This is a genomic window from Pseudidiomarina xizangensis, assembly GCF_052541995.1.
On record NZ_JBOBQA010000001.1, the window covers coordinates 648803 to 670187 of the forward strand.

Below are 21385 nucleotides of genomic sequence, written 5' to 3' on the forward strand. Positions count from 1 at the left end.
CGACTTACGGTGTAGACTTACACGCCAAGCATAATAAAAAGCGCATCCCAACAAGGATGCGCTTTTTTATTGCCTGCTTAGTCCTTTTCAATACCCTCGCATTTCTATAATCTAAACCTCTTATTACCACTGTAACCGCACAAGAGAAACCTTATGTCTGGGAATGCCAATTCTGGAAAAAACTATCCTTACTCAGCTGCCACTGCCCTCGCTCAATCGTTGGGTAAAATTGATCAGGAAACTCAAGCCGTCGTGCCCCCCATTCATGTTGCTACAACCTACCTGCGCGGTGCCGACAACAGCTACCCCAGCGGGCGTGTCTACTCACGAGCAGATAACCCAACCTATCAGCCTGTCGAAGCTCTGTTATGCCAGCTTGAACAAGGTCACGAGGCACTGCTCTTTGGCTCAGGGATGGCTGCTGCCACTGCAGTTTTTCAAGGTCTACGGCCGGGGGATCACGTACTTGCACCAAAAGTTATGTACTGGTCCTTACGTAACTGGCTACTCAATTTTGCGACGGACTGGGGTTTACAGATCGAATTTATTGATATGACTGATGTAGCTGCCGTGCAACAACACCTGCAGCCGCACCGCACCAAGTTAGTATGGTTAGAGACCCCAGGTAATCCACTCTGGTGCGTAAGTGATATTGCTGCTATAGCTCAACTCGCACACCAAGCCGGTGCCCAGGTTGCGATCGACTCAACCTGTGCAACGCCCCTGCTGAGCCAACCTATTGCTCTAGGTGCCGATATTGTTATGCATTCGGCAACCAAATACCTAAATGGCCACTCAGATGTTATCGCCGGAGCCTTGATTGCGGCCCGTGATGATGCTTACTGGCAACGCATTCGCCTGGTTCGATCGCAAGGTGGTGCAGTGCCAAGCCCACACGACGCAGCCCAGCTTTTACGCGGTATGCGAACCATGCATTTACGCGTTCGAGAAAGCTGTGCAACAGCACAATTTATCGCCGAACAGCTGGAACAACACGCTGCAGTGGTAGCAGTTCTCTATCCTGGCCTGCCATCATTCGCCGGTCATGAAATTGCCAAGCAACAAATGCACGGCGGCTTCGGCGGCATGCTTTCGGTACGCTTGCGTGATGGCGCTGCAGCCGCTATCCACGTCGCCGCCCATACCAAATTATGGAAACGGGCAACGTCACTTGGCGGAGTCGAAAGTCTCATTGAACATCGCGCCAGCGTTGAAGGTCCTGGCACACCCTGTCCGGATGATCTGTTACGCATGTCGTGCGGAATCGAGGATCGACAAGAGCTGCTAGACGATTTTCTTGCTGCGCTTCCTAACTAAAAAAGGCCCCGCGGGGCCTTTTTATTATTCTATTACTACTTTACTTTAGCCTTTACGCGGGCGCATATGTGGGAATAACAATACATCACGAATCGACGGCGAGTCGGTTAAGAGCATGACCAGACGGTCAATACCAATACCTTCACCGGCAGTTGGTGGCAAGCCGTGTTCAAGCGCGGTAATGTAGTCTTCGTCAAAGAACATGGCTTCATCATCACCTGCTTCTTTTTGCTCGACCTGATGCTGGAAACGTTCAGCCTGATCTTCAGCATCATTCAACTCAGAAAAGCCATTCGCCAATTCACGCCCACCAACAAAGAATTCAAAGCGGTCGGTGATATGCGGGTCATTATCATTGCGGCGCGCCAACGGCGAGACTTCTGCCGGGTAAGCAGTAATAAAGGTCGGCTGGATAAGCTTGTGTTCGGCAACCGTTTCGAAAATTTCGATTTGCACCTTACCCAGACCCCAATTTTTCTTAACGTGGATACCAAGACTTTCCGCCAATGATGAGGCTTCCTCAAACGTCGCAAGCTGCTCAGCTGATGCGCTTGGTAGATGTTGTAAAATAGCTTCGTTAACCGTCATTCGAGCGAACGGCTGTGCGAAGTCATAATCAACTCCTTCACTGGTAAACTCACTCGAACCTAAGATTTCCTTGGTCATACCACGTAACATCGACTCGGTTAAATCCATTAAGTCATTAAAGTCCGCGTAAGCCCAGTAAAATTCAAGCATAGTGAACTCTGGGTTGTGACGGGTCGAAAGCCCTTCGTTGCGAAAGTTACGGTTGATCTCGAACACTTTCTCGAAACCACCTACCACCAGCCGCTTCAAGTACAACTCAGGGGCAATGCGCAAGTACAATTCCATATCAAGAGCGTTGTGGTGGGTCATAAAAGGACGCGCCGCAGCGCCACCCGGAATAGTTTGCATCATTGGAGTCTCAACTTCCAGAAACTGCTGTTCAGCAAGGAAACGGCGGATGTAATCAACAACTTTCGAACGCACTATAAAGGTGCGGCGGGAGTCATCATTGGCGATGAGATCGAGATAGCGTTGACGGTAACGGGTTTCCTGGTCAGCCAAACCATGAAATTTATCCGGCAGTGGTCGCAGCGCTTTGGTCAACAGGCGAATATCATCCACCTGAACACTCAGCTCGCCGGTTCCGGTAATAAATAAAGTTCCCGTGGCGCCAATGATGTCGCCTAAATCCCATTTTTTAAATTCTTGGTTGTAAAAACCTTCAGGTAGATTATCCCGAGCTACGTAAAGTTGAATTTGCCCAGACATATCTTTAATGGTCGCAAAGCTTGCTTTCCCCATGATACGGCGAGTCATCATGCGACCGGCAACAGCGACACGAATACCCTTGGTTACTAACTCTTCTTTGTCAGCATCATCAAATTCAGCATGCAGGTCGGCAGCAAGGTGTTCACGACGAAAGTCGTTTGGAAACGCCACACCGCGTTCACGCAAAGCTTTTAATTTCGCCTTTCGCTGCGCAATCTGTTCGTTAACATCAACAACTTCATTGCCTTGCGTTTTATCTGTCATGGTTAAAATCCTATAGTTTCTTTAGTGCTCTTTAAAATGCTGCGAAAGCGCCGCTTAAAGTCCAGACTTCAAGCTCGCTTCAATAAATGGATCGAGTGCGCCATCGAGTACTGCTTGGGTATTGCGGTTCTCAATGCCAGTCCGTAAATCTTTAATACGTGCATCGTCAAGTACATACGAACGAATTTGGCTACCCCAGCCAATATCTGACTTACTGTCTTCCAATGCCTGCTTTTCTGTCAGCTGCTTTTGCAATTCAAGTTCAAATAATTTCGCGCGCAATTGTTTCATCGCCGCATCTCGGTTTTTATGTTGCGAGCGATCGCTTTGACACTGCACCACGATACCCGTTGGTTCGTGGGTAATACGGATGGCCGAGTCGGTTCGGTTAACATGCTGTCCACCAGCACCCGACGCACGGTAGGTATCGACCCGCAGATCCGCAGGGTTGATCTCAATCTCAATTGAGTCATCAATTTCCGGATACACAAAAACCGATGCAAACGACGTATGCCGACGATTTCCGGAGTCAAACGGCGATTTACGCACTAACCGATGCACGCCCGTTTCGGTGCGTAACCAGCCGTAAGCATAATCACCCTGAACCCGCACTGTGACTGATTTAATACCAGCCACTTCACCCTCTGATAACTCGGTGATTTCGGCTTTGAATTCGTGATTTTCTGCCCACCGCAAATACATGCGTAATAGTATATTGGCCCAGTCTTGTGCCTCTGTACCACCCGAGCCAGATTGAATATCCAAATAGCAGTCAGCGGCATCCTGTTCACCGGAGAACATCCGCCGAAATTCTAACTTAGCTAACTGTTGCTCCAGCTGGTTTAGTTCCTCAACGGCTTCGTTATAGGTAGCTTCGTCTTCGGCCTCGACCGCGAGATCGACTAAACCTTCAACATCTTCTAATCCCTGGGCAAGTTGGTCTAAGGTTTCGACCACTTCTTCCAGGCTGGCCCGTTCTTTACCCAGTGACTGCGCCCGCTCTTGGTCTTCCCACACATTTGGGTCTTCCAGTTCGCGGCTAACCTCTTCTAAGCGCTCAACTTTATGAGCATAGTCAAAGATACCCCCGAAGCGCTTCACTGCGCTCACGCATCTCTTTTAGGGCAACATAGGTCGCATTAGTTTCAAACATAGTGAGTCTCAGCTCGTCCATTCATGGATACAAAGGGCGGCATTTTACCGTAAAGGTTGTAAATGCTCCACCAGCAGCTGCACATTGGTGCGGCCACGGAAGTGATTTAATTGTAATTTGTAGACAATTTTTACCTGGCGTACAGCTAAGTCGGGCCATTTTTGCGTATCGACATTGAAAGCAATCGCGTCAAGCATCACGCCATCGTCACTACGCAACACCAGTTTAAGATGATTTTGACCAACAATACGTTGTTGCACAAATTCAAATATCGCATCGAAACTTGGCTCAGGGAAACCTTGGCCCCATGGTCCGAGCCGCTGCAGTTGTTCGACAAAGGGAACACTGAAACACGAACCATCGAGTTCGCCGTCACTCCATATTTGTCGCTTTAAATCTTGTTCGTTGAGCCATTCTTGCGCAACCTGTTCGGCAAGCTCTTTGAAGCGCGCCAGATTTTCCGCTGGCAACGACAGCCCTGCCGCCATGGCATGCCCGCCAAAGCGGGGAATGAGTTCAGGTTCAAGACTATGAATACGCTCCAATAAATCGCGCATGTGCAACCCCGGAATCGATCGCGCTGAGCCCTTCAATAAGCCATCATCGCCCGGCGCAAAAGTAATGGTGGGTCGGTGAAACTGTTCTTTGACCCGACCTGCGACGATACCGATAACGCCTTGATGCCAGCTTTCCTGATGTAACACCAACAACGCGGGTAGTTCGCTACTGTCTAGCTGTAGTTGGCTGACATACTGAGCAGCGCTCTCACGCATTTCAGTCTCGATCTCGCGCCGCTGGCCGTTGAGTTCATTGAGTTGCTGCGCCAACACCTCGGCATTGCTATAGTTCGCACTCAGCAAGCACTCGATGCCCAGCGCCATATCATCTAAACGACCCGCAGCATTAATTCTTGGCGCCAAAGCAAACCCTAAATCGCTCGCTTGTAAGCGCGGTGCTTCCCGTTGAGTCACCGCCAACAACGCCTTAATACCTGGCCGACAATGGCCGCTACGGATCCGTTGCAAGCCTTGTTGCACCAGAATACGGTTTACCCCATCAAGTTTAACCACGTCAGCGACGGTTCCCAGCGCGACCAGATCAAGCCAATCGGCAAGATTGACCTGCGCCGCTGCATGCTGCCGTAGCCGCGCTTCAGCCCTTACCGCTAACAACAAATAAAACGCTACCCCGACTCCCGCAATCGCTTTACTGGGAAAGTCACATTCCGGCTGGTTGGGGTTAACAATGGCAAATGCGGGTGGCAATTCGGCACCCGCCAGGTGATGATCGGTAATGATAACATCCAGCTCGGCCGCATTGGCGGCAGCGACGCCAGCATGACAGGAGATACCACTGTCGACGGTAATCAACAGTTCGGCACCTTGTTGCTGCGCCGCCCGCACTAGATTCGGCGATAACCCGTAACCATCAGTAAAACGGTTAGGCACGCAGTAATTTACTTTGCTCGCCCCCATGGCTTGCAACACTGACACCATCAGCGCGGTTGAGGTCGCACCATCAGCGTCAAAGTCACCACAAATACAAATCACCTGATCGGCAATAATGGCGTCCATAATTCGTGCGGCGGCTTTTTCGCTATCACGCAATTGCTGAAAATGCGGTAAATGTTGCACCCGCAAATCGAGTTGATTTACCTCAGACACGCCACGTCTGGCCAAGATTTGGCGCAGAACCAGCGGCATTTCCGCTGGCAAATTACCGACCTCAACATCCGCTCGGCGCTGTATGTCTACCGCTAAATCAACCACAGTTAAACAACATTATTGTGAGCTTTTCAGCATTCCGAGCATACGTTCTGCCGGCACCAAGCCGGGTAACATTTCACCTGAAGGCAAAACAATTGCTGGCGTGCCACGCACCCCAAATTTATTACCTAAAGCAAAATGCGCATCGACCGGATCATCACAGCTAGCCGCTGGCAAGCGCTGATCGTTTTTCGCAGCATCTAACGCGGCCTGTTGATCGGCTGAGCACCAAATCGTTTTTAACTGCTGATACGCGCTACCTTGCAAGCCACCGCGCGGCCACGCCAGATAGCGTACTGAAATACCCAAATCATGGTAAGTGTCGAGGTTATTGTGTAACTGGCGGCAATAACCACAGGTTGGGTCGGTAAATACGGTAACCATGTACTGCTCGTCTGCGGCCGCATAAACAATAGCTTCATCACTCACTTTGGTGATATCTGATTTACGCATTTGGCGATTTGACGCTTCACTCACATTCACCGGCTCACTGCCTGAAATATCGTAAAAACGACCACTAATCAGGGTTTCACCATCAGCGGTAACATACACCAAACCCTGATCTGTAATCACCTCGTAGATACCAGTGACGGTTGAATCAGTTACCGATTCAATCTTGAAGCCCATCCGTTCAAGATGCTGACTACTGAAGGTTGCATCAATTTGCGCGGTATCATTCTGAGTATTGCCATTTTGCGTTGCACCCTGTGGGCTACAGGCTAGTAAGCCAACAACACTGGCAACCACTAGTAGATGTCTCATAGTTTTCCTAATTTTTCAGCTGTTCATTATGGTTACCAGTTTATCGCGAATTAAGCCTAGCTGCAGCACTTTTAAGCCCGTGGATGATGACTTGCATGAAGCTGTTGCAAACGTTCGCGAGCAACGTGGGTGTAGATCTGAGTTGTTGATAAATCGCTGTGTCCGAGCAACATTTGTAATACCCGCAGATCGGCACCGTGGTTAAGCAAATGCGTTGCAAATGCGTGCCGCAACGTGTGCGGCGATAAATGCGAACGAATATCAGCGCGCTGCGCGTACAATTTAATACGGTGCCAGAATGCTTGCCGGGTCAAAGGTCCTCCGCGACGGGTGATAAACACAAACTCACTGGGACTGGAGCTCAACGCCGCTCGGCCATACTGTTGGTAGCGTTGCAACCATTCCAGCGCCGCTTCACCAAGCGGCACTAAGCGTTCTTTGTTGCCTTTCCCGACCACGCGCACCAATTCCTGTTGCGTCGATACCTGCGCAAAACTCAAATGCACTAACTCTGTGACCCGTAATCCCGTGGCATACAACACTTCTAACATCGCGCGATCACGTAATTGCACAGGATCATCTATATCTGGCGCTTCGAGCAACGCTTCAACTTCGCTCTCGACGAGACTATGGGGAATCGCTTGTGGCTGCTTAGGTTGCCGCAAGCGAGTGGTTGGATCGGTACTTAACAAACGCTCGGTAACGGCATAATTGTAAAACTTTTTCAGCGCACTCAACGCCCGAGCTGTACTGCGTGGCGATAAACCTTGTTGGCGTCGCCACAACATATAACTTTCTATAACTTCGGTTTCAACCTGCAATAAATCAGCGTTTTCACCCTGTTGTTCCAGCAAAAACTGATAAAACTTTTTCAGATCTGTGCCATAAGCAGAAGAAGTATTTTTACTCACGCCCTGCTTTAACCAGAGTCGTTCGAGGAAGGTGTTGATTAATTCAGCAGTTGTTGTCGACAAAATAAGCAACCTGTTCAAGTCGAACGATAAATACCAAGCATTCATCATAGCGGGGTTTACAGCCCGCCTCAATCTGCTATGATGCGGCGTCTTCGTGGAGGGGTTCCCGAGTGGCCAAAGGGATCAGACTGTAAATCTGACGGCTCAGCCTTCGCAGGTTCGAATCCTGCCCCCTCCACCATTTTCTTACCAGGCTAAAACTAACTTTCCCTTTGTTCGATTATCTGCTAGCTGCTGTAACGCCACAGCCATTTCAGTAATTTGGTACACCTGTTCGATTCTCGCTGCACACTTGCCATTGCTTAACAGTGCCCATACGTTCTGTTCCAGCGCTCGCATAATTCGTGCTTTCACGGTTAACGATTGATTGCGCAAAGTACTACCTTGTATACGCTGTCGTTTCATCAATAGGCGTCCAGCATCTAATTCTGCTGTACGGCCGCCCATCAAGCCAAGCACCACAATGCGACCATCAACATTTAACACCTGCTGATCGTCCGCCAAATAGTCTCCGGCCACGGGATCGATAATAACATCCGCACCCCCCCAAGTTTTAATCGCTTCCACAAATGATCCTTGATGACGATTCCAACCACCACTTGCACCGAGTTGCTGGCATAACTCGAGTTTTTTATCACTTCCAGCGGTGACAAACACTGGGTTGCCGGATTGCACCGCTAATTGTAGTGCCGCCAAACCAACGCTACTGGCACCAGCATGCAAGACCAGCCTCTCATTAGCTTTTAACGCTGCAATTTCATAAAGGTTATACCATGCGGTCGCATAGGCCTCACAAATTGCTGCACCTTGCTCGAGGCTCAATCCTTGCGGCAGTGTTGCAACTTGCTGCTCGCTTACCACCACATGACTGGCATAACCGCCGGCGGCCAGCAGTGCACAAACCTCATCCCCAACCTGTAAGCGACTGACCGTGGGGCCAACTGCAACCACACGACCGCTCGCTTCCAAGCCAAGAATATCGGAAGCGCCCGCAGGCGGCGGATAATGCCCCGCCAGTTGCATTAAGTCGGCGCGATTGATGCCGCTATGGCTAATCGCGATCACAACCTCATCTGCAACTGGCGTAGCAAGATTAAAATCTATTTGCTTGGGTTGTCCCTGCTCAACAACAAAACCGCTTGCGGTGCTTGGCATGGTTATTGGTAACTCCTGTCGTTAGGCCGTCAGTTTGCCACTTTGATAATCACGAATGGCTTGTTCAACTTCGGCCTGAGTATTCATTACAAACGGACCGTATTGCGCAATAGGTTCGCCAATCGGCTGCCCCGATAGCAGCAGCATGCCAGCCTCACCGTTTGAACACAATGTCAGCAACGCTTTAGGATCAAGGCGTACCAGTTCACCGCGAGCTACGTTTTGCTCATTGACGACAATGTCGCCTTGATAAACATAAGCTAGCCGGGTTTCCTGTCCGTCACTTTGATGCTGCCACTGGGTACTATCCGCGAACCGCACATCAAGCATTTGGAACTGTTGCTGGGCTTGCTGCACCGGACCTTTTAGTGCTCCGTCAGCTGTCGCCAACTCACCGGCAACCACGCGCACGGTAAGGGCACCCGCCCGCAGTTCGGGAATTTTCTCTGCTGGGTAGTCAGCCCATTCCGCTGCTGCCAGCTTTTCTTTTGCCGGCAAATTAATCCACAGCTGAAAGCCCCACATCAAGCCGTCCTCTTGTTGCGGCATTTCAGCATGAATGATACCACGTGCAGCCTTCATCCATTGCGCTCCACCACCAGCAACTAAACCGGTATTACCCACTGAGTCCTGGTGCTCCATCCGTCCCGCTAACATGTACGTCAACGTCACAAAGCCGCGATGTGGATGCGGCGGAAAGCCTGCAATGTAATCGTTAGGATCATCGGAGCGAAATTCATCGAGCATCAAAAATGGATCCTGATGCCGTAAACTGGGCTGGTTCACAATCCGCGTCAGTTTTACCCCCGCACCATCTTGTGCAGGCATGCCGCGATGACGACTTAAAATAACGCTCATAACACCTTCCCTCGTTGATGGGCTGCATGAAAATCGATGGCTGGGCCGCGCGGTATGATCTGCGTCGGATTAATCATGGTATGACTGGCGTAATAATGCGTTTTAATATGGTCCATAACCACAGTCTCGGCAACACCAGGGACTTGATAGAGCGCTTTTACATAGTCCCAGATTGCCGGGTAATCGACAATACGATGTTGATTGGTTTTAAAATGGCCGTGGTAAACACTGTCAAAACGCACCAAAGTAGTGAAAAGCCGCCAATCGGCTTCAGTTACTTGGTCTCCTGTTAAAAAGCGCTGTTTTTTCAGTCGCTGCTCGATCTCGTCAAGGCTTGTAAACAAGGCATCAAAGGCTTGGTTATAAGCCGCTTGCCGCGTCGCAAAACCACACTTGTAAACACCGTTATTGATGGTGTCATAGACCTGATCATTGATAGTGTCGATTTCGTCATGCAGCGCTGTGGGGTAAAAATCTAAAGTGTTGCCGGTGATGTCGTTAAAGGCACTATTAAGCATGCGAATAATGTCAGCGGATTCATTGCTAACGATGGTTTGTGTTTCTTTGTCCCATAACACCGGTACCGTAACGCGGCCGCTGTAGTTAGAATTCGCACGCAGATACAATTGGTACAGGTAATCGTGTTGGTAGAGTGGATCAGCAAGTTCATCGGCGCCAAATTCCCAACCGTTCTCCAGCATTAGTGGCTGTACCGCCGAAACCGAAATATGATCTTCTAAGCCTTTCAGTTTTCGGAAAATAAGGGTGCGGTGTGCCCACGGGCAAGCATAGGAAACATACAAATGGTAGCGCCCTGATTGCGCCGGAAATTCCGCGTTTGCATCGGCACGAACAAAGTTCCGAAATTGTGCTGCGCTACGTTCAAAACGTCCCTCGTTTTTCTCAGTGTCATACCATTTATCATGCCACTTGCCATCAACTAATAATCCCATGGTTCACCTCAATTTGCTTGTGAACACCTAGTATAGCTAGAACTTAATTGAATAATTAGTGCGAAAAAACAGGCTTTACGTTCGATTAAATCGAACTATCTGAGGACGTCGCTAAGCTTAATGCAACATCTGCGCTAACCTTGTCGGCATCACGTTGCAATCGATGATGCAAACGCGTGAAAGTTGTAATGAGCTCGCCATGATCGGCAGCTTCCAGCTGCTGTTCAATCGCCGCGACTATGCGTTCAGGATTGACCTCGTCTTGCAATAATTCTGGCACCAGTTCGCGTCCGGCAAGCAAGTTAGGCAAACTAAAAAAAGGCGCTTTAAACATGTGTCGCATAATTTGAAAGGTCAGCCAATTGAAGCGATACGCCACCACCATCGGTCGTTTTATCAACATCGCTTCTAGCGTCACGGTACCTGAAGTTAACACTAAAGCGTCGGCCGCTGCCATTGCTGACCTGGACTGGCCATCAATGAGCTGCAGTGATAGCTCAGGTGCAAGTTGCTGCTGCAGTGCTCGAAATTGCTTGGCGCGCGCAGCTGAAATCATCGGACTAATAAATAAGGTTTGTGGATGCCGTTCCAGGTACTGCTGTGCTGCCTGCAAAAATACCGGCCCCAACCGAGCTATTTCGCCGGCTCGACTGCCGGGTAATAATGCGACCACCTGTCGTTGGCCACGCTCACGGTCAGTTAAATGGATATCTTCACGTGCTTGCTCTTGATCCCATTGCAGCGGGATTGAATCTGCTAATGGATGCCCAACAAAAGTCGCGGGTAGTTGATGCTTATCGTAAAACTCTTTTTCAAACGGTAACAAGCACAGCACATGGTCAACACTTTGTTTAATACCCTTAATACGACCTTGCCGCCACGCCCAGACGCTCGGGCTAACGTAATGCAAGGTTGCAATACCCTGTGCCTTAAGACGCTTCGCAATCGGCAAATTGAAATCAGGTGCATCAATACCGATAAATAGACTGGGCTGACGTTCGAGAAATGTTTTGACTAAAGTTTTTCGATGGGCAAGTAAGGTGCGCAATCGCCCCAGCACTTCAGCAAGGCCCATGACCGCTAAGTCATCCATTGGCACTAAACTTTTCAAGCCCTCAGCTTCCATCAAGGGCCCACCGACACCTATAAACTCGATGTTTGGCTGGCGTCGCCGCAATTCGCGTAACAAGCCAGCACCAAGCAAATCGCCGGAGTGCTCACCGGCAATCACTGCAATCAATAGCGGTTTATCTTGAGTCATTTGCTAACGAATAACGCCGCGGGAGCTTTGCTGGACAAAGCGAATGAACTCATTAAGTTCCTCGGCTTGCCAACTTGTCATTTCAGCCACCGCTTCATCTACGGTAAGGCCTTTGCGATACAACGTTTTGAAGGCACGTTTTATCATCATTACTTGCTCTTTGCTAAAACCCCGGCGTTTCAGGCCCTCGCTATTTATGGTACGAGGTACCGCGTTATGTCCTTGGGCCATCACATACGGAGGAATATCCTGTACTACCACAGAGTTGACTGCGGTAAAGGCATGTTCGCCGATGTGGCAAAATTGGTGCACACCGGTAAAACCACCCAAAATAGCCCAGTCACCCACATGAACATGACCTGCCAACGTGGTGTTGTTGGCAAGAATAACGTTATCACCAACGATGCAATCATGGGCAACATGAACATACGCCATTAATAAATTGTTACTACCAACTTTGGTTAGGCTTTGATCTTGTACTGTGCCGCGATGAATAGTGACACATTCACGAATAACATTATGGTCACCAATTTCAAGACGGGTGGGTTCGCCATTGTATTTCTTGTCTTGGCAATCTTCCCCCACTGACGCAAACTGAAAAATGCGATTGCCCTTGCCGAGCACCGTCGGACCTTTCAACACCACATGGGGACCTATCCAGCAGTCATCACCAATCACAACATCGGCCCCGACAATACTGTAAGGGCCGATTTCAACATTTGTTCCAATTACTGCTTTTTCATCAATAATAGCTGTTGGATGAATCACTTAAGTTTCTCTTCTCGCACAAATGATGTCGGCACTACAGGCCAATTGTCCGTCGACTTCAGCTCGGCCCTTGAACACCCAGATACCACGACGTTCCTTTTCAAAGGTCACATGCAAATGCAAAGCATCGCCGGGAATAACCTGACGTTTGAATCGAGCCTTATCGACGCCTGCAAATAAGTATAGGTCATTGTCGCCAGGCTTGCTTTCGGTGATTTTAAAACCTAACAGGCCAGCAGCTTGTGCTAGCGCTTCTAAAATCAATACCCCAGGAAAGATAGGATTACCTGGGAAATGACCGTTAAACAAGTCTTCATTCACCGTGATGTTTTTCACCGCATGGATCTGCGTTTTTGCATCACAACTGATGACCTTATCGACCAATAAAAATGGATAGCGATGCGGTAACAACCGCATAATTTCATGTATATTAAAAGCTGAGTCAGAGACAGACAAAATTGAATCTCCAATTACTGGATTAATCGGCGAGTTTTTTCTCGATTTTTTTCACGCGCTGGAACAAGTCATCGAGTTGACGATAACGCGCACCATTACGGCGCCATTCGCGATGTGGAGTAGCCGGAATACCCGATGCATAAACACCTGGCTCAGTGATTCCTTTGATAACCATCGAGAAGCCACTGATTTGTACATCGTCGCAAATTTCAATGTGGCCATTAATTGCGGTTGCACCACCAATTAAGCAGCGTTTACCGATTCGACAGCTTCCCGCCAGCACGGTACAACCTGCAATAGCAGTATCTTCGTCAATGAAAACGTTGTGTGCTATCTGGCATTGATTATCGATAATACAGCCGCTGCTAATGATAGTGTCATCTAATGCACCACGATCAATAGTGGTATTCGCACCAATATCAACCCGATCGTGAATAATCACCCGACCAAGCTGCGGTATTTTTACCCACTTACCGGCTTCATTAGCCCAACCAAAACCATCTGCACCGATAACTGCACCACTATGGATTAAGCAATAGGCACCAATTTCACAATTATGGTAGACCACAACCTGTTGCCAAATTTTGGTATTTGCCTTGATTACCACACCGGGACCGATGTAGCTGCCGGCGCCAATCTCGACATTGTCGCCGATCACTGCCTTATCGGCGATAATGGTTAGCGGACCCACGGCAACGTTAACGCCGATTTGAGCTGTATCCGCGATCTGCGCCGACGGGTCAATCCCCTCTGCCGCTTTAGGTGTGGTATCCAGCTGTTGCGCTATTTTTGCAAACCCAGCATAAGGATTCTTGGTCACTAACGCAGATAATCCCGCAGGCACTTCAACATTAGGCCCAACAATAACCGCACTAGCTTTCGTGGTATCGAGCTGCGCACGATATTTTTCGTTGGCTAAAAATGCAATTTGCCCCGGCTTGGCCGAGGCAAGAGTTGCAACGTCAGTGATGAGTTGTTGCTCATCACCGACAATTTCAGCATCAATGACTGATGCTAATTGTTGCAATGTTTGTTGCTGCATCCGACTTAGTTTCCGCCAGTCATTTTAGCGATAACTTCATCAGTAAGATCAAGTGATTCACCTGCGTAAAGAACCGAATTATCGTTCAATACCATGTCGTAGCCTTCTGCTTGAGCAACAGTTTTCGCTTCACGGACGATATCGAGCATCAACTTGTTACGCTCTTCTTGCTGGCGACGCTCGCTGTCTTCGCGCAATGCTTTGTACTTAAGTTGACGACGTGTTTCCAGCATTTCGACTTCACGGCTGATTTGCAGACGCTCGCTTGGCGACATGATTTGTGCGTCACGCTCGGCTTTTTCCTGCAAGCTTTGCAGCTCAGTTGTCATTTTTTCCAATGCCGCAAAATCGTTAGCAAATTCTTCTTGCAAACGAGCAGAGATTTCCTGTGCTTGCGGAAGCTGTTGGAAAACATTCTGCATGCTTACAAAACCAATTTTCTGCTGAGCTTCAGCTGCGTTTGCAAAAAACGCAGTAGATAAAAGAGCTGCTGCAATTGTAGTTTTCATTAATACTTTCACGTGAATACTCCTGTTCTTTAAAAATGTAATAGCCCGACTCATGATGCTTATTAGAAAGTCGTGCCAAAGTTGAAACTAAAGCTTTTCGTCCGATCCCCGGTATAGGTCTTGATTGGACGACCCAATGCAAAGGTTAACGGACCCATAGGTGATAGCCATTGTACGGCAATACCCGCGGAAGCCCGATATAAACTTGGTGAACTAAAGTCATACAAACGGAAATTTCGGTTTCCGCTTTGTTCTAATTGACTGAACTCTTGGTACTGGAATTCTGTATCCCAAACGCTACCTACGTCAACGTAAACACTCGTGCGTACGGAATTCTTTGTCTCTTCATCTATAAACGGGGTCGGTACGATTAATTCAATACCCCCCGCATACATGGCATTACCGCCCACTGAATACTGACTCACCGCTAACGTATCAGCACCTGGTCCGACTGGCAAATCGCTTGGTGTACCATAATAATTTGGCGGTCCAAAGATTGAATCGGGATAACGGTAAACGGCACGCGGACCTACTGTGTTCGCTTCAAACCCGCGTAAATCGTCATTACCGCCGATACGGAAATTTTCATAAAACGGGAAGATGTAATCGTTACCCTTATCGTCTGAACCATAACCATTACCGTAACCAATTTTAAACCGCGTCAATAACACAAAGCTATGATCGTTGGTAATAGGTAAATAATGCTTAAATTCGTAGTTCACTCGGAAATAGCGGATATCACTTCCAGGAACCGTAATTTCGGCATTAATACGATTTGACGTACCCGCTGTCGGGTAAGTGCCGCGGTTAAGCGTGACCCGCTGCCAACCGGCTTCCAACGAAAGCATATCGAAAGCTACGCCAGAGTTTGGATTTTCTTCATCCAGGTACGGCTGATAAAAACGTTTAACTTGCTCGTAGCCTTCAACATTGGTGACTTCTTCACGGCGCGCCATGGCCCCAAAGCTTAAACTACTCACTTCGTTGATTGGGAAACTCAGGTTGCCACCGATACCTAAACGCTTGGTGTTGTAACGGATAAGGTTTTCTTGACGACCGGCATCAAACTCACTCATGAAAACTTGTCCTGAAAGGTTCACGCCATCTTTTGTAAAATAGCGATCCATATACGACAAGCTAACTGACTTATTAAAGCGGTTTGTATTAACATTAATCGCCGCTCGGTTACCTGTACCCAAAAAGTTATCTTGAGAAACACCCACACCAAACTGCAATCCAGAGTAGTCGCCATATCCCATCATGAAATTAAATGAGCCAGACGGTTGCTCTTTCACCAAGTATTCAATGTTGACCAAATCGTCACGGCCATTTACCCGGCTTGTTGTGCTTTCAACGGTCTCAAAAAAGCCCAAACGTTCAAGCCGCACTTTGCCCTGCTCAACCAAGTCATCATTCAATGGCGAACCTTCGAATTGGCGCATTTCACGACGCAGAACTTCATCCTCGGTGACATTGTTACCGCGGAACTTAACACGGTTAACATAAACCCGTTTGCCCGGGTCAATCGAGAAAATCAGATCAACTTCGTTGGTCGCTTCATCAATCTCTGGGATTGCCCGAACCTGCGGATAGGCATATCCGTAACGACCATAAACTTTCGCTACCAATTCTTCTAAATAAGTGATTTCAGCAGCACTGTAACGTGTGCCGGGTTCAATCTTAGTTAGTCGCTTAATAACTTCGCCCTGACCGCGTAAATCACCGATTACACGGGTTTCGCGGACATTGAATATCTCACCTTCATGAATATTCAGAGTAATGTATACCCCTGAACGATCAGGCGTCATGCTCACCTGTACAGACTCAAGACGAAACGTCAGGTAACCGCGGTCTTTGTAAAACGACTCTAAGGTTTCAAGATCGCCACTAAGCTGTTGCTTTTGATATTGACGAGCACCTAAGAAATTCCACCATGGCAATCGATCTTTAAGTTCCAGATTGGCGAGCAGTTCTTCGTCGCTAAAGACAGTATTGCCAACAATATTAATCTGTTGGATTTCAGCCGACTCACCCTCATCGAAATCTATCTCAAGTCGCACACGGTTACGCGGCAACTTAATAATATTAACGTCCACCTTAGCGCTGTACTTACCGATGGAGTGATAGAAATCTTCGAGACCCGTCTCAATGCTGGAAATAGTTGTCAAGTCGAGTGGCTCGCCTTCAATGATGCCCTGGTCGGTTAAACTTTGTACCAACTGTTCATCTTTGATATCACTATTACCATCAAACTCAATGGCGCTAATGGTCGGTCGTTCAGTCACTTCAAATACTAAAGTATCACCGACACGACGCACGACGACATCATTAAAATGCGTCGAGGAATACAATGCTCGAATAGAGCTTTGAATGTTCTCACTATCGACATTGTCGCCAACGCGAATAGGAATGTAGGTTAACGCAGCGCCTAAAGCGACCCGCTGTAAACCACGAACCCGAATATCTTCTACGACAAATTCGTCAGCACTGTAGGCTGGTAATGCAGCACCCGCTACAAGGGCGCTTAAAAATAGCTTTTTCAACGTCATTCTGTGCTACTTATTTGTTTATTGTAAATTTATTCTCACCGAAGTAATCGCAAAACATCATTGCTGATTGCAATTGCCATCAGTGCAAAAATCAGTACGCCACCTATGCGGTAGCTCATCTCTTGGACTCGTTCTGAGACCGCTTTTTTACGGACGCTTTCTATTGCCAGGAACAGCAAATGGCCCCCATCAAGCATCGGTAATGGTACCAGATTAATGATACCGAGATTAACACTGATTAGCGCGAGAAACCCTAAAAAGTAAACCAATCCGTAGCTCGCAGAAACACCTGCTCCTTCTGCGATAGCTACCGGGCCACTTAAATTTGTGACCGACACCGTCCCGGTAATCAATTTGCCAATCATTTGCACACTGAGGACCATTAATCCCCATGTGCGTTCAGCACCTTTCACTAGGCCGTCCACTATACCGTATTGTTGCACAAACCGATACGCTTCCGGGTAAGCTTCACGACGCGGTTCGACCCCAAGAAAACCATAGTTCTCTTCATCAACCACCCGTTCACCAATCACCACCGGCACCGTGATTTGCTGCTGTTGCCGTACAATCGTTAACTCAACCGCTGCACCAGGCACTGCCATGATTGCGTCCCGTATTTGAGACCAATCGCGCACAAGAGTTCCATCAAAGGCAAGAATTTTATCTCCTACCTGTAAACCCGCCTCAGCGGCTGGTGAATTTTCTTGGATATATGCCAGTTCAGTGAAAACTTCCGGTTGGAAAGGTTGCAACCCAAGAGCCATAAACGTAGGTATCTGCTCTTCACCGAGTCGCCACGAGCTTATGTCCAGAGTTACTGAATGCAGTCGTTGTTGCTGATCTCGCACCGTTACAGTCGCGCTATCGTCACCAAGCGCCCCGGCAAAAGCCAAGTTCACCTGTTGCCAGTCGATAGTCTCTGTACTATTGACCGTGATCACCTCACTTGGCGTTGGCCAGTCAGCCTGCGCCGCTATAGAATTCGGGGTGATACTTCCGATGATGGGTTTAACCGACGGCACGCCGATTAAAAACATCCCCCACAGCACCACGATCGCCAAAATGAAGTTAGCCACCGGGCCCGCTACCACTATTGCCGCACGTTTAGCTACAGACTTCGAATTGAAGCTTTTATCACGATCTGCGGCAGGCACATCATCGACGCGTTCGTCCAGCATTCGCACATACCCGCCCAGCGGAATACGACTTAGCTGATAAAGTGTGCCGTCCTTCCCCCGACGCTGCCAAAAGGCTTTGCCAAAACCAACTGAAAAGGTCAGCACTTGCACCCCGCACTTGCGTGCGACCCAAAAGTGACCAAATTCATGAAAGGTCACCAATACGCCCAAAGTGACAACAAATGCCCCAAGTGACCAAATAATATCTAGCATGTCTCAACCTGTTTAATTCGTTCACGTGCATAGGCACGCGCTTGCTCATCAAGAGACAAAATCGCTTCGATGGAGTTCAATTTAGCCACATTACTCGCTTGCTGTACCCGCTCAATCACTGCTGAACAGATGGTCGCAATCGACGTGAATTTGATTTGTTCCGATAAAAAGGCGGCAACCGCAACTTCATTTGCAGCGTTAAGTGCGGTGGTTGCCCACTGGCCCTGCCAACACGCTTTCATTGCCAAATCGAGACAAGGATACCGTGTGCTGTCCGCTGCTGCAAAGCTCAAATTGCCGATGCTTAAAAAATCGAGCGGTTCGACCCCACTCAAAACCCGTTCTGGATAACTTAAACAGTGTGCAATCGGCGTGCGCATGTCCGGTTGACCCATTTGCGCTAACACCGAGCCATCGACATAACTGACCATTGAGTGAATGACACTCTGTGGGTGGAGTACAACGTCAAGCTGTTGCGCAGTACAGTTAAACAGCCAGCGCGCTTCAATGTATTCCAACCCTTTATTCATCATGGTCGCGGAATCGACCGAGATTTTTTGTCCCATATCCCAGTTTGGGTGAGCACAAGCGGCTGCCGGAGTTTGTTGTGCAAGCTCGGTTAACGCTAACTCACGAAATGGACCACCAGAACCCGTCAGTAGTATTTTATGGATACCTGCCGCGGCGAGGTCACAATGACCAAGTTGATCTTGTGCGGCAGCCGGTAAACATTGAAAAATAGCGTTGTGTTCACTATCAACGGGCAAAATTTGTGCCCCACTTGTCGCGGCTGCATCAATAAACAGTTGTCCGGACATTACCAGCGCTTCTTTATTCGCCAGTAACACACGTTTACCTGCATTAACCGCCGCAAAAGTAGGTAACAAGCCTGCGCCGCCAACAATTGCTGCCATAACAGTATCGCTGCTGGCATCTGCGGCAACTTCCGCGACCGCTTCTGCACCGCACAGCACTGTGGTCGATGAGTTTGCTAAAGCTGCGGTCAAACGTCGTGCCGCATGTTCGTCTACCATAACTGCGATCTGTGGCACGAACTCCTGACAAATTGCCAGCAACTGTTCCACATTGCTGTGCGCAGTTACCGCGGTCAACTCAAAACGCTCGGGGTGCTGCCGTAATACCGCTAGGGTGCTTGCACCGATCGAGCCAGTAGCACCGAGAAGACAAAGTTTGTGCGTCATACCAATAACCACAGGTAAGCAAGCGTAAATACTGGTAAGGCTGCAGTAAGGCTATCTATACGATCGAGTAAACCACCGTGCCCCGGCAACAAAGCCCCACTATCTTTAACCCCGGCACAGCGTTTAAACATGCTTTCGGTTAGGTCACCAAATACGGAAACCACCACGGTCAATAACCCGGTAAAGTAATAGCCACTGTAATCCGCAGCAGGTATTTGTACCCACTGCGCCACTACCATCATCACCACAAAAGCGAGGGCAACACCACCACATAAGCCTTCCATAGTTTTTCCAGGGCTTACCGTTGGCATCAGTTTGTTGCGTCCATAACGCACGCCGGCGAAATAAGCACCAACATCGGCAGCCCAGACCAACAGCAAAATGAATAATAAGACGAAACCACCGAATAATGGCTCCGCAGTATAATTCAATGAGCGAACGGCAAACATACCTGCTGCTGCGGGCAGTAAAGTCAGGTAACCAAAAATACCAACGATGGACCGCGTGCGTGACCACAAACGGCGGCTGCCAGGGTAGTTTAAAACCAGAAGTGTCGCGATGGCCCACCAAACGCCACCAGCGATGAGCAGCCAAAAATAAACGGGATGAAGTTGGTCGCCTTGCCAAATATGTGAAACCGGAATCCACCATTGTAATCCTACCAATGCAATAGCCACCGATACGGTATAACAAATGCGACCCACTGGGCGTTTTAACCCCATGATCGGTGACCATTCCCACGCGGCACCAAGCATCACCACAGTGATGACAGCCGCAAACCACTCTAATGCGAGACCAAAAACGCAGTACAACGCTAGGGGTAGCAGAATGAGAGCCGTTATTAGACGTTGTTTTAACACGCTTACTCCCCAGTAGTTACATCAGTATCGAGGATGGCTTGTTGTACCTGCTCGCTGGTTAAACCAAATCGCCGTTCGCGACAACTAAAGTCGGCAATAGCACGCGCAAACGCTTGCTCGTCAAAGTCTGGCCATAACACATCAGCAAAGTAAAACTCCGCATACGCAAGTTGCCACAACAAAAAGTTACTTACCCGATGCTCCCCGCCCGTTCGTATTAATAAATCCGGAGCCGGTTGCTCAGCTAAACAGAGGTTGTCAGCAAGCTTGTCCTCAGAAATCTCGTCAACACTTAGCTTACCCGCTTGCACTGCCTCCGCCAACTGCTTTGCAGCTTGCGTAACGTCCCAGCGACCGCCGTAGTTGGCAGCAATATTCAAGGTTAGTGCCGTATTTTTTGCGGTCAGCGCTTCCGCTTCAGCGATGCGCTGCTGCAATTTATCAGAGAAACCCTGTTTATCACCAACAACGCACAGGCGTACATTGTGTTTGTGTAATTTTTTCACCTCGCGCTTGAGAACTGTAAAGAACAAGTCCATCAGCACGGAAACTTCCTGCTGCGGTCGATTCCAGTTTTCGCTACTAAACGCAAATAGCGTTAACGATTGAATTCCTTTTTGTCGAGCAAAGGTAACAGCACGGCGCACAGCTTCGGCGCCTGCTTTATGTCCAAACGTGCGATGTTTACCGCGTAATTGCGCCCATCTACCATTACCATCCATGATGATAGCGACATGTTTGGGTAACCTAATTTGTTCGAAATCGATAGTTTCCATTCGCGCTGCCATAAAAATAAAAACGCCGTGTGAGTGTAACCGAACACGGCGCCTGGAACCAATGAGATATAAA

19 protein-coding genes and 1 tRNA gene are annotated in these 21385 nt (G+C 48.7%); 2 read left to right on the forward strand and 18 right to left on the reverse strand.

Going from position 1 to position 21385, the window contains the following annotated elements; all coding sequences use genetic code 11:
- The first annotated feature begins 153 nt into the window (after positions 1 to 153).
- A complete protein-coding gene (locus ACQ5ES_RS03035) occupies positions 154 to 1317 on the forward strand; it encodes a trans-sulfuration enzyme family protein (RefSeq protein ID WP_445014482.1) in 1164 nt (387 codons plus the stop codon).
- 45 nt (positions 1318 to 1362) lie between these two features.
- Here ACQ5ES_RS03035 and lysS read toward each other — a convergent pair whose 3' ends face one another.
- From lysS to xerD, 5 genes are all read right to left on the reverse strand, one after another.
- Complete coding sequence (gene lysS, locus ACQ5ES_RS03040) at positions 1363 to 2877, reverse strand: lysine--tRNA ligase (protein ID WP_445014483.1); 1515 nt, start codon at positions 2875 to 2877, stop codon at positions 1363 to 1365.
- A gap of 54 nt (positions 2878 to 2931) precedes the next feature.
- Positions 2932 to 4030, reverse strand: a protein-coding gene (prfB, locus tag ACQ5ES_RS03045; protein ID WP_445014484.1) for a peptide chain release factor 2 whose coding sequence is annotated in 2 segments (ribosomal slippage) — positions 2932 to 3954 and positions 3956 to 4030 — 1098 coding nt in all. Because the reading frame shifts where the segments join, the coding sequence is not laid out codon by codon here.
- Positions 4031 to 4074: 44 nt separating this feature from the next.
- Entirely contained in the window at positions 4075 to 5799 is a 1725-nt protein-coding gene (recJ, locus tag ACQ5ES_RS03050; protein ID WP_445014485.1) for a single-stranded-DNA-specific exonuclease RecJ, read from the reverse strand.
- A gap of 12 nt (positions 5800 to 5811) precedes the next feature.
- Positions 5812 to 6558 (reverse strand): bifunctional protein-disulfide isomerase/oxidoreductase DsbC, encoded by a 747-nt coding sequence (gene dsbC / locus ACQ5ES_RS03055; protein WP_445014486.1) that lies wholly within the window; start codon positions 6556 to 6558, stop codon positions 5812 to 5814.
- 71 nt (positions 6559 to 6629) lie between these two features.
- Positions 6630 to 7577, reverse strand: a complete 948-nt coding sequence (xerD, locus tag ACQ5ES_RS03060) for a site-specific tyrosine recombinase XerD (RefSeq protein WP_445015376.1) — start codon at positions 7575 to 7577, stop codon at positions 6630 to 6632.
- Positions 7578 to 7628: 51 nt separating this feature from the next.
- On the opposite strand from xerD, the gene ACQ5ES_RS03065 reads away from it, so the two are divergent.
- Positions 7629 to 7713: transfer RNA gene (locus ACQ5ES_RS03065), tRNA-Tyr, on the forward strand.
- Between the two features lie 5 nt (positions 7714 to 7718).
- Here the strand turns inward: ACQ5ES_RS03065 and ACQ5ES_RS03070 are convergent.
- The 13 genes from ACQ5ES_RS03070 to uppS all read right to left on the reverse strand — a co-directional run bounded on the left by ACQ5ES_RS03070 (position 7719) and on the right by uppS (position 21324).
- Complete coding sequence (locus ACQ5ES_RS03070; protein ID WP_445014487.1) at positions 7719 to 8687, reverse strand: NAD(P)H-quinone oxidoreductase; 969 nt, start codon at positions 8685 to 8687, stop codon at positions 7719 to 7721.
- Positions 8688 to 8708: 21 nt separating this feature from the next.
- Positions 8709 to 9545 carry a pirin family protein gene (locus ACQ5ES_RS03075; protein ID WP_445014488.1) on the reverse strand — a complete coding sequence of 279 codons (837 nt, stop codon included), beginning with the start codon at positions 9543 to 9545 and terminating at the stop codon, positions 8709 to 8711.
- Positions 9542 to 10498, reverse strand: coding sequence for a glutathione S-transferase family protein (locus ACQ5ES_RS03080; RefSeq protein WP_445014489.1), 957 nt, complete (start codon positions 10496 to 10498; stop codon positions 9542 to 9544). The genes ACQ5ES_RS03075 and ACQ5ES_RS03080 overlap by 4 nt, the downstream gene beginning before the upstream one ends.
- Before the next feature lie 85 nt (positions 10499 to 10583).
- Positions 10584 to 11759 carry a lipid-A-disaccharide synthase gene (lpxB, locus tag ACQ5ES_RS03085; protein WP_445014490.1) on the reverse strand — a complete coding sequence of 392 codons (1176 nt, stop codon included), beginning with the start codon at positions 11757 to 11759 and terminating at the stop codon, positions 10584 to 10586.
- Positions 11760 to 11762: 3 nt separating this feature from the next.
- Positions 11763 to 12527 carry an acyl-ACP--UDP-N-acetylglucosamine O-acyltransferase gene (gene lpxA / locus ACQ5ES_RS03090; protein WP_445014491.1) on the reverse strand — a complete coding sequence of 255 codons (765 nt, stop codon included), beginning with the start codon at positions 12525 to 12527 and terminating at the stop codon, positions 11763 to 11765.
- Positions 12528 to 12983: a 3-hydroxyacyl-ACP dehydratase FabZ gene (fabZ, locus tag ACQ5ES_RS03095; protein ID WP_445014492.1), complete on the reverse strand. Its 456-nt coding sequence runs from the start codon at positions 12981 to 12983 to the stop codon at positions 12528 to 12530.
- 22 nt (positions 12984 to 13005) lie between these two features.
- Positions 13006 to 14025: a UDP-3-O-(3-hydroxymyristoyl)glucosamine N-acyltransferase gene (gene lpxD, locus ACQ5ES_RS03100; RefSeq protein ID WP_445014493.1), complete on the reverse strand. Its 1020-nt coding sequence runs from the start codon at positions 14023 to 14025 to the stop codon at positions 13006 to 13008.
- A gap of 5 nt (positions 14026 to 14030) precedes the next feature.
- Positions 14031 to 14546: an OmpH/Skp family outer membrane protein gene (locus tag ACQ5ES_RS03105; RefSeq protein ID WP_445014494.1), complete on the reverse strand. Its 516-nt coding sequence runs from the start codon at positions 14544 to 14546 to the stop codon at positions 14031 to 14033.
- Between the two features lie 50 nt (positions 14547 to 14596).
- Positions 14597 to 17083, reverse strand: coding sequence for an outer membrane protein assembly factor BamA (gene bamA, locus ACQ5ES_RS03110; RefSeq protein ID WP_445014495.1), 2487 nt, complete (start codon positions 17081 to 17083; stop codon positions 14597 to 14599).
- Between the two features lie 35 nt (positions 17084 to 17118).
- Positions 17119 to 18474, reverse strand: coding sequence for a sigma E protease regulator RseP (rseP, locus tag ACQ5ES_RS03115; protein WP_445014496.1), 1356 nt, complete (start codon positions 18472 to 18474; stop codon positions 17119 to 17121).
- The gene (gene ispC / locus ACQ5ES_RS03120) at positions 18468 to 19676 is read right to left on the reverse strand and encodes a 1-deoxy-D-xylulose-5-phosphate reductoisomerase (RefSeq protein WP_445014497.1); all 1209 of its coding nucleotides are present in this window, start codon (positions 19674 to 19676) and stop codon (positions 18468 to 18470) included. The genes rseP and ispC overlap by 7 nt, the downstream gene beginning before the upstream one ends.
- On the reverse strand, positions 19673 to 20536 hold the full coding sequence (locus ACQ5ES_RS03125; RefSeq protein ID WP_445014498.1) for a phosphatidate cytidylyltransferase: 864 nt from the start codon (positions 20534 to 20536) through the stop codon (positions 19673 to 19675). Before ACQ5ES_RS03125 ends, ispC begins: the two co-directional genes overlap by 4 nt.
- A gap of 2 nt (positions 20537 to 20538) precedes the next feature.
- Positions 20539 to 21324 carry a polyprenyl diphosphate synthase gene (gene uppS, locus ACQ5ES_RS03130; RefSeq protein WP_445014499.1) on the reverse strand — a complete coding sequence of 262 codons (786 nt, stop codon included), beginning with the start codon at positions 21322 to 21324 and terminating at the stop codon, positions 20539 to 20541.
- Positions 21325 to 21385 lie beyond the last annotated feature (61 nt).